Source organism: Pseudoalteromonas sp. BMB (assembly GCF_001709235.1).
Classification (GTDB): Bacteria; Pseudomonadota; Gammaproteobacteria; order Enterobacterales; family Alteromonadaceae; genus Pseudoalteromonas; species Pseudoalteromonas maricaloris.
The window spans coordinates 1-13,235 of sequence record NZ_MBQA01000199.1 but is presented as its reverse complement, the minus strand read 5'-3'; the positions used below and the strand labels follow the sequence as shown (position 1 = coordinate 13,235).

The following is a 13,235-nucleotide window of genomic DNA, read 5'->3' as shown; positions in this document are numbered from 1 at the left end:
AGATGTGTATAAGAGACAGATCTTAGATACGCCACTGGCAAAAATTGGTGGTAAAGGGTTGTTCGTCAAAGAGCTTGAGCAGGCCATGTTAGAAGGGCGCGCAGATATTGCAGTGCATTCAATGAAAGATGTACCTGTTGATTTCCCTGAAGGGCTCGAGCTGCATACTATTTGCGAACGCGAAGACCCAAGAGATGCGTTTGTGTCTAATACTTATACCTCACTTTCAGAGTTGCCTGAGGGCGCTGTGGTTGGCACATCAAGCCTGCGTCGCCAATGTCAAATTCGAGCGGCTCGTCCGGACTTAATCATTAAAGACTTACGCGGTAATGTGAATACTCGCCTAGCCAAGCTAGATGCGGGTGAGTTTGATGCCATTATTTTGGCCGCGGCGGGACTTATCCGTTTAGAAATGGTGGATAGAATCGCAAGTTATATTGAACCTGAAGATTCATTACCGGCCAATGGCCAAGGCGCTGTCGGTATCGAATGTCGTAGCGATGATGCTCAAACCAAAGCATTCCTCGCACCACTGGAACACACTGATACACGTATTCGTGTACTTGCCGAGCGCGCAATGAACCGCCGTTTGGAAGGGGGATGTCAGGTTCCAATCGGTGCTTATGCGGAAGTCTCGGGCGATCAGGTGCACTTGCGCGGCTTAGTAGGTGCTGTCGATGGCAGCGAAATCTTGCGCGGCGAATGCTCTGGTACGGTTGCAGAGGCTGAGCAACTTGGAATTCAATTGGCAGAATCCTTACTTGCGCAAGGTGCAGATAAAATTCTTGCTGAGGTTTATAGGGACGCTTAAATGAAAGTTGTGCTAACTCGACCCGTTGGCAAATCAGAACCTTTATCTGAGTTACTGACACAGCAGCAAATTAGCTCAGTGATTTGCCCAGTATTGCAGCTTAATGAAGTGGCGGTGAGTGACACCGCCAAAGCAATGATAAGCGAAGCCGAGTTAGCTATTTTTGTCTCGCCAGATGCGGTGCGATACTTTCACCAATTAGAAGTACCATTAGCCGGACATTGCGCAGCTTTTGCTGTTGGCGAAGGCACGGCCGATGCTATCCAGCAGACCCTAAATATCAAGGCTAAATACCCTAAACAACCTGATTCCGAAGGCTTGCTTGCACTCCCGCAGCTGTCCTCTGTTGAGGGCAAGCGTGTATTGTTGGTCAAAGGGAAAGGCGGGCGTCCCGTCATTGCGCAAACTTTAAAAGCGCGAGGTGCCATCCTTGACAGTCTAGTGGTTTATGAACGCGTTGCCGTAAAAGACAATGCAGATGGCTGGTTAGACCACTGGCGAAGCCAGCAGATTGAAGGTATAGTCATTACCAGTAATAGTGCAGCGGATGCGATTTTTAATACGCAGTCGTCAGCAAGTAAAGATTGGTTGGCTCAGCGCACTTTCTTTGTTGTGAGCCAACGTATTGCTGAGCATGTACAGCAATCCTATAACATCGAACAGTCTCAAATTGTGGTATGTCATGGCCCTGATAATCGTGCCATCGCAGGGAGTATCATCGACTATACCAAGCAGCAAGGGCGCAAAATGACTCAGTCTGAATCGCAAACAAAGAATACAAATACCCAGCAAGCTGCAAAAGCAGCAGAGCAAACCGTAACGCCACATCACGCTAAGGCTGGTGTGAGTAAGGTTGCGCTCCTTGCATTATTAGTGGCACTAGGTAGTGGCGCTGGTGCTGGCTATGTTTATTTGCAACAGCAACAACAGTTGCAACAAGCGTTGTTAGCTAACCAAGCGATTAACGCTGAAAATCAGCTACTAAACACACAGCTGAGTGGCGCTAAATCGCAACTTCAGCGAGTAGAAAATGTGCTTGATTCGTTGCAAGACAATGTCGCAAAGCGATTGGCTGAGCAGCAGCAACATGTGGAAACCCAGCTAACGCAGACGCTTGCCAAGGCGCAGCAGCAAGTAAGCGGTGCCGTGGCCTCTGAGGCATTGTATTTACAGCGCCTTGCTGCATTTAAGGTCGCGGCAGAGCAAGATTATCTTGGCGCAATCGCTATTCTGCAGCGCTTGCAAGAGAGCTTAGAGTCTGAGTCCAACACGGCTGCTGTTAAGCAGGCGATTGCTACAGATATTGCGGCTTTGAAGGCCTTACCTAAGCCACAAACGGAGTCACTTTACTTTGAGCTTCATGGTTTATTGTCTCAAGTTGATACGCTAACGATCAAAACCAAGCAGATTCCGCAAAAGGCAGCGAGTGAAGATGCTGCGCTATCGCAACAGGTTGATGATTGGCAAGCGAACTTAAAGCGCTCTTGGCGGGGGTTGGTTGATGCCTTTATTACCATACGCCACCATGATGAAGTGGTGATAGACCCACTCTTAGATAAAAACGAGCAGCTGCTTATACGCACGCAGCTGCGTGCTTATTTAACTCAAGCACAAACCGCATTAGTAGATCAACAAGCGAGCATTTACTTCAGTGCGCTTGATAGTGCAGCCGACACGTTGGCGCGTTATTTTGATACGCAACACGCGCCTGTGAGCGCGATGCAGCAGGCTTTAAACAAGCTGAGCCGCAGTGAAGTTCAGCGCCAAGAGTCGATTGAGCTTGCCACCCCAGCAGCAGTAAAAGGGTGGCTAAAATGATGGCAAAAATCATCACCTTCGCGCTTATCTTTATCGCGCTAGCCGCCAGTCATTTGCTCATTGATGAGAAAGGCTATGTGTTGATCTCGTTCAATCAAACCACGATTGAAGGCAGCATAGTGTCTTTCACTATCTTGTTGTTGCTTGTCATCACCGCTTTAGTGTTGTTGGGTAAGGTAGTGCGTTGGTCGTGGCATCGCCTAGTCAATACGAAAGGTCATTTTTCCAGAAAGCGCAAACTAAAAGCGCAACAAGCATGGAACGAAAGTTTGTGGCTATTTATTAACGGCGAAGTTGAACAAGCCGCAACTTTGTTGACGAAAACGCCGCAGCCGGATGAACGCCAAGACTATGTGCGTGCCATCGCAGCCAAAGCGGCGTTAAAACAAGGAGATGTTGTCAAAGCGAATACGGAGCTAGAAGCAATATCAGATGACAACCAAGGGCAGCTCGCGGCACTATGGCTAGAGGCAAATAATAGTGAACAGGCGTTGGCTTTACTTGATGATAAAATGTCTGCGGCTAAACCGACGTCTGCGGTGCTTAGCGGTTACATTTTAGCTTGCCTACAGGCTAAGCAACCCGAGCTGGCCGCTGCACAAATCGCGAAGTGGCACAAAAAGCTCAACTGGAGTGATACACAGTGGCAGAGTGTGTTCGAGCGCATGTTTGTGATAGCCCCAGAGCAAGCAGACACTTTGTTTAATATGCTACCTAAGGCAGTAAAATCGCATGCAATACCTGCTCTTAATAAGGTGAAGCTGCAACAGGGACGCATAGCGGAAGTGTTGGGCGAGCTCAAGAAGCTGCTTAAACAAGGTCAATATCACCAGTTGGCGGACTATCTGCAACACAGCACGCAAAGTAGTAATGAACTCAAATTAGCACTGCAGCAGCAATTGAAAAAACATCCAGATGACAAGGAGCTGCTGTTCTCATTGGCTTGCCTTTGCAATGCTGAGGGGGACTATGAGCTTGCTGCGAAGATCTTTGATTCCTTAAGTGCAAACCCTTGGGAAGCGCGCTGGAGTAAGCAAGCTCAGCTCGCCTACGAAAAAATGCATACCTACGAGAAAGCGTATTTAATCGCAAAATCGTAACGAAAAGCCTGCGCAGCAATGTGCAGGCTTTTTTGCATTAAAGTTAGCTATACTCAATTCTGACATATGTCCTTGCTATCTCAGTTTAGGTGCGTATGATCCCAAAAATTTTAACTGCAAATCGAGTCTCTTATGATCAATAACACACTCCCACTATTAGATTTACATCGCCACTTAGATGGTAACGTTCGTGCTACAACGATTTTAGAACTTGGCCAGCAGTTTAATATGGATTTACCGGCAACGGATCTCGAAGGTCTACGCCCGCATGTTCAAGTGTTGGACAATGCACCCAATCTAATGGCGTTTCTTGAAAAACTAGATTGGGGTGTAAAGGTACTAGGTGACTACGAAGCTTGTCGCCGTATTGCGATTGAAAATGTTGCCGACGCAGTTGCACAAGGTATTGATTACACAGAGCTAAGGTTTAGTCCTTACTACATGGCAAAAACCCATAATCTACACCCGCAGGGCGTTGTTGAAGCCGTAGTCGACGGTGTACAAAGTGCAGTTAAAGGCCAAGACATTAAGGTTAACCTGATCGGGATTATGTCACGCACATTTGGTGTGGAAAAGTGCCAATATGAGCTAGACGCGCTACTTGCCTTTAAAGAGCAGTTGGTTGCGATTGACCTCGCGGGTGACGAGCTGGGCTTCCCTGGCGAGTTGTTTATTGAACATTATAAGCAGGTTCGCGATGCTTACCTTGGGGTGACGGTACATGCTGGCGAAGCGGAGGGCGCGGTAAGTATCTGGCAAGCCATTAAAGAACTTGGTGCAACACGTATCGGTCACGGAGTTAAAGCAATCCATGACCCAGCTCTGATGGACTATTTACGTGATAATCGTATCGGGATCGAGTCTTGCCTAACCAGTAACATCCAAACAAGCACTGTCGAAAGTTTAACCACGCATCCATTGAAAGCATTTTTAGATCATGGTGTATTGGCAACCATCAATACTGATGACCCTGCGGTTCAAGGTATCGAGTTGGACAACGAGTATAGCCATGCAGCTGCGGCGGCAGGTCTAGATTTGAGTGATATCCATAAAGCTCAGCGCAATGCTGTTGAGATTGCCTTTTTAAGCGAAGCTGATAAAAAAGCGTTGCTTGCAAAGAAAGCGTAGGCTGAAATTGCTGTGTGGGATCACCCTGCACAGCTAAGATAACTCTCTTTTAGCGCCGCAACTACTTGGCTGCGTGTCACAATTCCAATCACTTTGCCTTCATTGAGTACGGGATATACCTTAGGACTATTTTGCTGCATACGTTGTGCAAGGTCGACAACGGTTGTTGCAGCTTCAATGCTGAGGGCAGGCGTAGCCAGTAAGTCTCTCAGCTGTACTTTACCATCACAAAAGTAGCTGGAATTAAGCAAAGGCTTGAGCAGCTGCTGCTCTGAAATAAATCCAACAAGATGACGCTGTGCATCTATCACTGGTGCACCAATTAAATGATGCTTTTGCAGCAAACTAATCGCGTCGGTTAGTTCGGTCTCGGCGGTTAACAGTGGGAAATCGGGTGACACGATGTCACGAACATAGAGTTTACTCATCATACTTCTCGCGGTGTTTGTGTGTAATATGAGAGTAGCGAGTGAGACTGTTTTGGTAAAATGGATTGTTTTGATTGGTTCGTTCTGTTTTCTCAATGTGTGACTAAAGACCTGCCACACATTGGATAAATTGCTATTAAATAACTTGGCTTAAGTTACTTAACCTGAGGTTTGGATAAGGAATGTTCCAACTCATTGTTTCTAAAGCACAACTTAGTTTTCTCCTTGTCTAGCCAGAGAGTTTTAGGGAAAACACCGCTTCCGCGTCCTGCTCTCGCTAAGGTACCTACATCCTGTAGGCAAGGCGAATTTACGCACCAATAGCTGGCTATTGGAAGTGAATTCAACGCAGTTAGCGCTAAAACTGGCTGCTAGAAAGGCATTAATTATCCGCAGCTCAGGTTAATTAACCATCACTGAGAAAAGCTAGAAAATAGGAGGCTTTATAACGCACCAAATCAATTAGAGACTTGGTGCGTTAGCATTAGGTTATAGGTGCACTGAATCGCCTTCATTTAAAATATACAGTGGCGTTTGGGCTTTTAGCACTTGTTGCATATGCAGTAAGCGGAAAAGCGCTGAATGTGAGGTTTTATCTCCCATTTTCCAACTAGCATTACCGTAGCCCCACGGCACCATAACCTTGCAGCCCAGCTCTTTTGCGGCAGTCAGTGCATCTTCTGGTGTGGTGTGTACTTTACGATACCAATCAGGATGTTCTTCGCTATAGTAAGAGGCAACTGGAAGTAGGCAAACATCAATATCACCGTATTTTTCTTGAATGTCTTTAAAGTGCGGTGAATATCCCGTATCTCCTGCAAAAAACAGGGTGTTACCTTGGTGTTCTAATATCCAGCCACCCCATAGTGCAGCGCCATGATCTTCGTATAAAAACGGCACCCAAATACGGCTGCTAAAGTGATTTGCAGGCACAAAGTGTGCGGTTACTTCACCAAGTTGTTTACTTGAATACCACTCCATTTCAGAAACCTTGTATCCATCTTCAGGAAAGTGCTCTGCAAATCCAAGTGGGGTGAGGTAATTTGGTCCAGTACCAATCGCTTCTATATCACTCTTGTTAAAATGATCGTAATGAATGTGGGAGTACATTACGGCATTAGTTTGTTGCAACTCGGTTTGACTGAGCTGTACAGGTTGCTTGCGATTAAACCCTTCTGAGAGGCGAAATGCCCAGTTTACAGGCCAGTCAAATTGCGCCGTGACAGGGTCAAACAAAAATTGTTGCCCATCTTTGGTGTTGACTTTAAAACTCGCATGTCCAAGCCATTGGATAGCAAAGCCGGTATTGAGCGAGAGAGTGGGGTTGTTGCCAACGTAAGTGCAATCTTGCATTTCGGACTGACATTGAATTTGTTGGGTGACTGGATAGCAGTTTTCTTCGCAAGTCACGGGATAATCTTTAAACTGATTGTAGATGTTGGAATATCTATCTTCATACCCTTCTACAGAGCTATGTTTTACCACGGAAGACTCAGATTTTATTCGCTCTACAACATTACTATTACTGCAGCCTGTTAATGTGATTATGACTGCCAAAGCAAGCCTTTTCATGCCCATTCCTTTTTATAATTATTAGTTATTTTTTGGAGTTTACCAATAAAAGGGGGTGGGGTGTAGCGGTGAGATATGCCTTAAGGGAAGTTGGATTAACGCATAACCCAACTTCCCTTATGGGCTAAGGACTAGGCATTACGTTCCTGGGCTTCAAACTTATATCCCGCTCCGTAAATGGAGTGGATAAAGTCGTATTTAGGCGCGATGCTTTGCAGCTTTTTACGAATATTTTTGATATGGCTATCTATGGTTCTGTCGCTAACAATGTGGCTGTCATCGTAGATGTGATCCATCAATAAGTCGCGGCTATAAATTCGGCATGGGTGTCCGTACATCGCCTTTAAGAGCATAAACTCGACATAAGTGAGTGTCGCTCTCGCGTCAAGGAAGGAGACAAACAAGCTCTCTTCGTCCAATTTAAGTTTGCTCTCGGTTTCTGACACTGTGCCGCGCTCATTTAGCGTCACGCGTCTTAAAATCGCCTTCACCCTTGCGACGACTTCTTTTGGACTATAAGGTTTACACACATAATCATCAGCACCCACTTCAAGACCAAGGAGACGATCGATTTCTTCTACTTTGGCGGTGATCATGACAATTGGCACGTTAGAATAAGCTCTGATCCGCTTGCAAATTTCGATACCGTCAAGATTAGGCAGCATGAGGTCGAGTAAGATAAGGGCGGGTTGCTGTTGTTTAAAAGCCTCTTCAGCTAAAGCGCCATCATGAACACAATGGCTGGTATACTCGGCTTGAGCCAAATACTTACTTAAAATATCGGCAAGTTTTGGTTCATCTTCGACGATTAAAATATGTTTGTTTGGCACGGGGGAAACTCATTATTATTTCAGTTCAATAATAATAGCGAGACCACCCAGTTCGCTCAAGTCCGCAGTGATTTTTCCGTTGTGGGCAGCAACAATACTTTGGCAAATGGCTAAACCAAGGCCAGAGCCACCTGTTTTTCTACTCCGCGCTTCCTCTACTCGATAGAGCCTATCAAATAGTTTGTTTAGCTGTTCTTGTGGTACAGAAGGTGCGCTGTCCTGCCAGTAAATTATCGTTTTATCTTGTCGTTGTATGACTTTTACATCGAGATTTCCCGGTTGTTCAGCTGAGGAGTCTGTGTAACGCAAGGTGTTTTGCAGTAAGTTGTCGAATAGCTGCCCAAGGCGCTGCTCGTCACATTCTAAGGTAATATGCTCATCGCATTGCAAGGAATAAGCAAGATAGTGCTTTTCAATTTGGTGACTACTTTTCGCAAACGTGCGTGAGAGCAGGTCGTAAAGGTTTTCTTTATCCATGTTGTAAGTAAGTGCACCGCGGTCTGACAGCGATAGTTGATGTAAATCGTCCACCAGCCGAGTCAATCGTTGGATCTCTTCGTTAAGCGACATCAGTTGTTCAGGATCGCTTGCGATAATGCCATCAATCATGCCCTCAAGTTCCGCGCGGATCACGGCAATCGGCGTGCGTAGCTCGTGCGAAATATCCGCTATCCATTGCTGCCTAGCTATTTGGTTCTGCGCTAATGTGTCTGCCAAACGGTTCATATCTCTGGCAAGCAAACCGAGTTCGTCTTTACTCGCGATATCGACGCGAGCATCGTAATTTCCTTGTGTCAGTGTTTTTGCATTGCGGCGCAACAACACGATTGGGTTGACCATATATTTACTAAAAGGCACGGCAATCACTAAAGTAACCAACAGGGCGACGAGCGCAATGATGATGAACTGTTTACGTTGTTGCTCTGCAAACAGTTGGTCGAAGTCATTGCGTACCAAGCCACTTTGCTCGACACCTAAGTAGGCGATAATCTGTTCGCGTTTAGGCTGCGCCAAATGGTCGCTTTGATAGACTGGGAACCACAGCGAAGTCTGCTTACTTTTCGGTGTGCCCATAATAATATTACCTTGTGCGTCTTTGATCAGCAGGCGTTTTTTATTGTCAAAACGCGGTGGGGGGCCATCACGTCTTCGTGGCCCTCCTTCGCCTCTTTCACGATGTCTTGGTGGTGGACGAGAATGTAGCCTGTCTCGCGGGCGCTCATCCTCAGAAAGACCATAGAAGCTACGTACTATGCTGTCCCAATCTTCAGAGCCTCGATACACCCAGTCCAAAGAACCATGGCGTGTGTAAGTCTCAGCAACTTGCGTTACCACATTTTTGAGTTGTGCCCGAGAGGTATTTTCAAGATAGGCAGTAAAGCTTTTTTCAAATGCTAATTTATTGGCGATATAGATAGCCAGCACCAATGTGGTGTTGGCTATCAAAATTATCAGCAATAGTTTGACGCGAATGGTCATTTTCATGGTTGTTGTTATTCCACCGGTTAACGTTTTGCATGCAAGCGTAAATTATCAGGGTCTGGTGTGCGACGGTTTGGCACCCATCTTCTTACGCACTGCTGGTCTTTTGCACACTTGTCTGTCAAGGCATGTAAAAACGCAACGAGATCCTGCTTTTGTTGTGGCGCTAAATTAGCGGCAACAAAGGGTGACTGGCGCAGTAATGCTAACGCCGCTTCACTATTTTCTCTCGCTTGTAGGTTTAGTGTGTCACACTGAGCGGTTAAGGAAAACTGCTTTAATCCACAAGCACCACCACGTTGAAAAAATTGCTCGACGGTTTGCTCAGGGTTTGAGTAATGATTGACCACTTGTTCTAACGACTCGTAGGCTCCTGCGTGACCATATGGCGCAGTCAGGGCAACATTGATTAAGCTCGGGACTCTAAACGCAAATTGGTTGCGAGGCGAAGGGTCAATTGCAGCGCGTCCGATATCGGCCTGATTATCTTGTGTACCAATACCATACTGTGGAAAGGCGAGGTTAAAGAAACCATCGTTAGTGAAACGTTCACCACTGTGGCACCCAACACATCCTGCACCGCCTTCAGTTATTGGAGTAAAAAAGAGTTTAGCACCACGTTTTTGTTGATCGTTAAGTGCGCCACGGTCACCACGGTCACCACGGGCATAGCGATGCCAATCGGTATCCACCATCACAAATGACGCTTGATACTGGCCGAGCGCAAAGGCAATACTATCAAAGGTAATTAATGTTTGCGCGTCAGCTTGCGAGTTGAATGCTTCTCTAAAGGCTTGAAGCCAATCGTTGGTGGCCAAACCTCCGGCCTCATCACCGTAATCGCCAATGCGTTGGGCTAAGTGTGAGCGGACTTGTTCATTGGTTTCGGCACTTTCGAAAGCCTCTCCACGCATTTCTTCACGAGAGGTGACAGGAAAGCGAGACAGGGTTGCAACTAGTGAATCTGCCGCGTTTACATCTGGTTGGTTAAAACCTGAATCAGGCGTACTGATAAAACTGCTTTCATTGCCTTGGTCGTCAGTGATAGTCACACGTTGAACACGGCCGTCCCAAAATAAAGCGTTGTTGGCAAATCCGGTATTAAAAATGGTGGGAGAGTTACGTGGAATATTGATGTCATCGTTGACTGCTTGGCGACCTGGGCCTACCACATCACTTTCTACTGCGTTTGTACCTATTGGCAACGAAAGGCCATCGGCACCACCGAGCCTTGGATCGTGACAGCTCGCACAAGCGACTGATTTTTCTCCCCCAAGGGCCTTGCTAAAGAATAACTGCATGCCGAGCTGAGCGATGGGATCTGAGATCCTCGGCAGCTGTTGTGCACCTGCAACTCTGCCAGTAATACCGCGAGCACGCATAATTTGTGAGAGTTCATCATCCAGCGCCGAGCTAGGTTGTGGCTGGCCGGGAGGCGGAGGTGGTAGAGGCTTATGTTGTGCTGCTATTGGTAAACTTGCCACCGCGGTAACAAGTGCCATTGCACGTAGAAAGTTCGCGTTGTTCATCGTTATTCCAAACCTTATTGTGATTCGAGTCTTAAAATTGGCAGGCAAAAGTGCAGAGAATGTGAAAATGGAAATTTTTGTTTTGAGAGGGAGAGAAAGAAGAAATAATTTGGAATCGTTACAGCATTTTTTAAAATCTCACATGGGTTTTGAGTTATCGCTAAAGCAGGCTAGTGAGCTATTAGGCTTAACCGATATTTAGCTTGTGTAAGTGGGATTTGTATACGACGTATTGAGCTTGGGAAGGTTGATGGAAACAGCGGCTCAACAGCGCTAATATCAAATGCGTATGCTGGCGCATTGTCATATTCGCCGAATAAGGCGGTAACCTGAGAAAAAGGCGTAGGTACAAGCTTGTATGGCGCTAGCGATTGCTGTATATCAAGTTGATATTGATATGCTTTCACCAGTTGTAATGCGTGATCAAAGTGGCAAATATTCCAGCTTTGATTTTCATTGTTTAGCTGCAAAGCCCACACCCCATTTTTATCGGTAGCGACAGAGTATGGGTTTTCGCAAGGCGTAGGTAGTGACTGTGTGTTACTGCGCTGCCAAGCACCTTGGTGATTCAAACAGAGATTCTCTTTGCTATTAAGCGTCACGACTCGTGTGCTGAGCCTTGCTTTACAAGCATCTTCCAAAGGTAACCAATAAGCGGGTTTGGTGGTGGAAAGTACCATAAATCCGGCTGGTCTTTCTGGGTCGTGCGAGGTCCATCCAATAAAATAGTGGTTGTCTACGCGCCACTGATCATAGCTTAACCGACCACGTTGGTATTGACTAGCTAAAGGCAAAGCGCCTTGTCGGTCAGCAAACTGGCAATGGATGGTGTCACTCTTAAGTTTACAGGCTGACTGAACCCTATCGAAATTGAGAGGTATTGCAGCATCTGGATAGTTTGGTGGAATAAAATGCGTGTGCGGCAACGATGTAGGCTTTAACTCATTATTGTCTGATTGTTCAAAGCGGCACTCTGGCCGCTCAGTAGAGGGTGCTAAGGCTACTTTATCGCTAGACATAGCGAGCTCGCAGCTTAATAAATCAAAGCTTGCCGAAATGCTAAAGATAGCGAGATAAATTAGCCAAGCGATATTCGTCATTATTTTCCTAATTCAAAATGAAAGTCGGTAACCTGTAACGATTTAACTTGAGGCACGAAATAGCTAGTATCGTAGATATTGCTGTAGTCATGCCAAGCTTCACCTTCGCTATCAAGCTCGTTATCATTAGGAGCAAGCCAAGGTTCTAAAGGTTCAGTTAAGAAGCTAACATGTAGGTGATTCTTATGATTTGATTTAACATCTGTAACGCCTTTCAAATTATCGGCAAAGATAATTTTAGTTGCGCCTAATTGTACCAAAGCGTCAACTATAGTCTGTGTGGCTTGGCGATGGTAGTGTGCGTCACCAACGCTAACCGGGCCTGATGATGTTCCTATCGGACGAATATCTACTGTACCACCAAACTTGTGCGTAAAGTGAGGAGGATTTATTCCACCCCAGCGCATGGTTGCTCCCGTTATTGTTAGATAATTTGGCATTCCGACAGGTTTGTTTTGTACGTTTTTCCAAGCTTGTCCTAAACTTTGTAACGCACTTAGCAAGTCTGGGTGTAAGTGGCGGCCAACTAGCCCAGCCGTAGTAAGTCCCTCGCTTGCGCGGTCTGGAATGTTGACTAAGCCTGTTACTGCGCATTTTACGATTAGCTGAGCCTGCAAGTTACCAGTTGAGGCTGTTAACTTATCAGAGCCTGGCTGTTGTTCATTACCGCAGCTATGGAAGTTATTTACGGTAACTTTCACTTGGCCATTAGCATCGGTCACTAGACTTGAAGCTTCGTAAGGAGCTCGTAATCGGAACAGCCCTTGGTCTATTCTTTGAATTACCGTTGCTCTTGAACCACTCGGAAAACGGTTTGCCATCGTATTTTTATCTCGCCAACTTGATGTGGTGAGCGTGTTATAAGTTGAATTTATAGTAATGGTTTTACCAACGGCCGGTCTGCCATCAGAATAGGTTAATGTTAATGTCCAAAGCGCGCTGTTGCCATTTTTTGGGTATAAAGTGACTTCACTGGCATTTTCAAGCCATTGCTGACCAAAATAAGCCTTTCCAGTTGGTGTTGTAATGAGGCCGTCATAATCAAGGTTAGTGTTGATCGAAAGGATTGGTTGAGGTGTCTTGGCGGATAAGTGGGCACAAAATCCCAAGGCAACACAGATTAGTGCATTTCTTCTGTTCATCGTTAATCTCCTTTTATTAATCGATATGAACGTGATTACTGCGTTAAATTTGCTTTGTTTTAAGAAAACACCTAGCGAGACAAAAGTAATGATAGTAAAGCTATCGCTTTTGATGAATAAACTAGCACTACACTCCTTGTGGTGAATCCAAAATAGACTAGTATAAATTTTGTTAAATACAAGTGAGATTTTTGTGTTTTTGATTCGGGTGTACATCTAAGCTTATTGAAATAGTGATCGACCCAGCTATCTTTAATTGAGGTATGGAATATAGGTAACCTGAGATCTGTATAAG

At 45.8% G+C, this 13,235-nt stretch carries 10 protein-coding genes; 3 read left to right on the top strand and 7 right to left on the bottom strand.

Annotation, left to right across the window (positions count from 1 at the left end):
• Positions 1 to 811 precede the first annotated feature (811 nt).
• The 3 genes from BB427_RS20085 to add all read left to right on the top strand — a co-directional run bounded on the left by BB427_RS20085 (position 812) and on the right by add (position 4,857).
• Positions 812 to 2,629 (top strand): uroporphyrinogen-III C-methyltransferase, encoded by a 1,818-nt coding sequence (locus BB427_RS20085; RefSeq protein ID WP_069022818.1) that lies wholly within the window; start codon positions 812 to 814, stop codon positions 2,627 to 2,629.
• Positions 2,626 to 3,729 carry a heme biosynthesis HemY N-terminal domain-containing protein gene (locus tag BB427_RS20080; RefSeq protein WP_069022815.1) on the top strand — a complete coding sequence of 368 codons (1,104 nt, stop codon included), beginning with the start codon at positions 2,626 to 2,628 and terminating at the stop codon, positions 3,727 to 3,729. The genes BB427_RS20085 and BB427_RS20080 overlap by 4 nt, the downstream gene beginning before the upstream one ends.
• 132 nt (positions 3,730 to 3,861) lie before the next feature.
• Positions 3,862 to 4,857 carry an adenosine deaminase gene (gene add / locus BB427_RS20075; protein ID WP_010604236.1) on the top strand — a complete coding sequence of 332 codons (996 nt, stop codon included), beginning with the start codon at positions 3,862 to 3,864 and terminating at the stop codon, positions 4,855 to 4,857.
• A 20-nt stretch (positions 4,858 to 4,877) separates the two neighbouring features.
• Here add and BB427_RS20070 read toward each other — a convergent pair whose 3' ends face one another.
• The 7 genes from BB427_RS20070 to BB427_RS20040 form a co-directional block, all read right to left on the bottom strand.
• Complete coding sequence (locus BB427_RS20070) at positions 4,878 to 5,288, bottom strand: CBS domain-containing protein (protein ID WP_441295582.1); 411 nt, start codon at positions 5,286 to 5,288, stop codon at positions 4,878 to 4,880.
• A 486-nt stretch (positions 5,289 to 5,774) separates the two neighbouring features.
• Positions 5,775 to 6,857, bottom strand: a complete 1,083-nt coding sequence (locus tag BB427_RS20065; RefSeq protein WP_069022810.1) for an MBL fold metallo-hydrolase — start codon at positions 6,855 to 6,857, stop codon at positions 5,775 to 5,777.
• 131 nt (positions 6,858 to 6,988) lie between these two features.
• Positions 6,989 to 7,687: a response regulator gene (locus BB427_RS20060; RefSeq protein ID WP_017217860.1), complete on the bottom strand. Its 699-nt coding sequence runs from the start codon at positions 7,685 to 7,687 to the stop codon at positions 6,989 to 6,991.
• 15 nt (positions 7,688 to 7,702) lie between these two features.
• A complete protein-coding gene (locus tag BB427_RS20055; protein WP_069022808.1) occupies positions 7,703 to 9,172 on the bottom strand; it encodes an ATP-binding protein in 1,470 nt (489 codons plus the stop codon).
• Positions 9,173 to 9,192: 20 nt separating this feature from the next.
• Positions 9,193 to 10,698, bottom strand: coding sequence for a cytochrome-c peroxidase (locus BB427_RS20050; RefSeq protein ID WP_069022807.1), 1,506 nt, complete (start codon positions 10,696 to 10,698; stop codon positions 9,193 to 9,195).
• 170 nt (positions 10,699 to 10,868) lie between these two features.
• The gene (locus BB427_RS20045) at positions 10,869 to 11,798 is read right to left on the bottom strand and encodes a hypothetical protein (protein WP_069022805.1); all 930 of its coding nucleotides are present in this window, start codon (positions 11,796 to 11,798) and stop codon (positions 10,869 to 10,871) included.
• Positions 11,798 to 12,940: a hypothetical protein gene (locus BB427_RS20040; RefSeq protein WP_069022804.1), complete on the bottom strand. Its 1,143-nt coding sequence runs from the start codon at positions 12,938 to 12,940 to the stop codon at positions 11,798 to 11,800. The genes BB427_RS20045 and BB427_RS20040 overlap by 1 nt, the downstream gene beginning before the upstream one ends.
• Positions 12,941 to 13,235: the final 295 nt, after the last annotated feature.

Coding starts and splice junctions, on each gene's coding strand:
- BB427_RS20085 (WP_069022818.1), top strand. CDS start 812: ATGAAAGTTGTGCTAACTCGACCCGTTGGCAAATCAGAACCTTTATCT.
- BB427_RS20080 (WP_069022815.1), top strand. CDS start 2,626: ATGATGGCAAAAATCATCACCTTCGCGCTTATCTTTATCGCGCTAGCC.
- add (WP_010604236.1), top strand. CDS start 3,862: ATGATCAATAACACACTCCCACTATTAGATTTACATCGCCACTTAGAT.
- BB427_RS20070 (WP_441295582.1), bottom strand. CDS start 5,288: ATGATGAGTAAACTCTATGTTCGTGACATCGTGTCACCCGATTTCCCA.
- BB427_RS20065 (WP_069022810.1), bottom strand. CDS start 6,857: ATGAAAAGGCTTGCTTTGGCAGTCATAATCACATTAACAGGCTGCAGT.
- BB427_RS20055 (WP_069022808.1), bottom strand. CDS start 9,172: ATGAAAATGACCATTCGCGTCAAACTATTGCTGATAATTTTGATAGCC.
- BB427_RS20050 (WP_069022807.1), bottom strand. CDS start 10,698: ATGAACAACGCGAACTTTCTACGTGCAATGGCACTTGTTACCGCGGTG.
- BB427_RS20045 (WP_069022805.1), bottom strand. CDS start 11,798: ATGACGAATATCGCTTGGCTAATTTATCTCGCTATCTTTAGCATTTCG.
- BB427_RS20040 (WP_069022804.1), bottom strand. CDS start 12,940: ATGAACAGAAGAAATGCACTAATCTGTGTTGCCTTGGGATTTTGTGCC.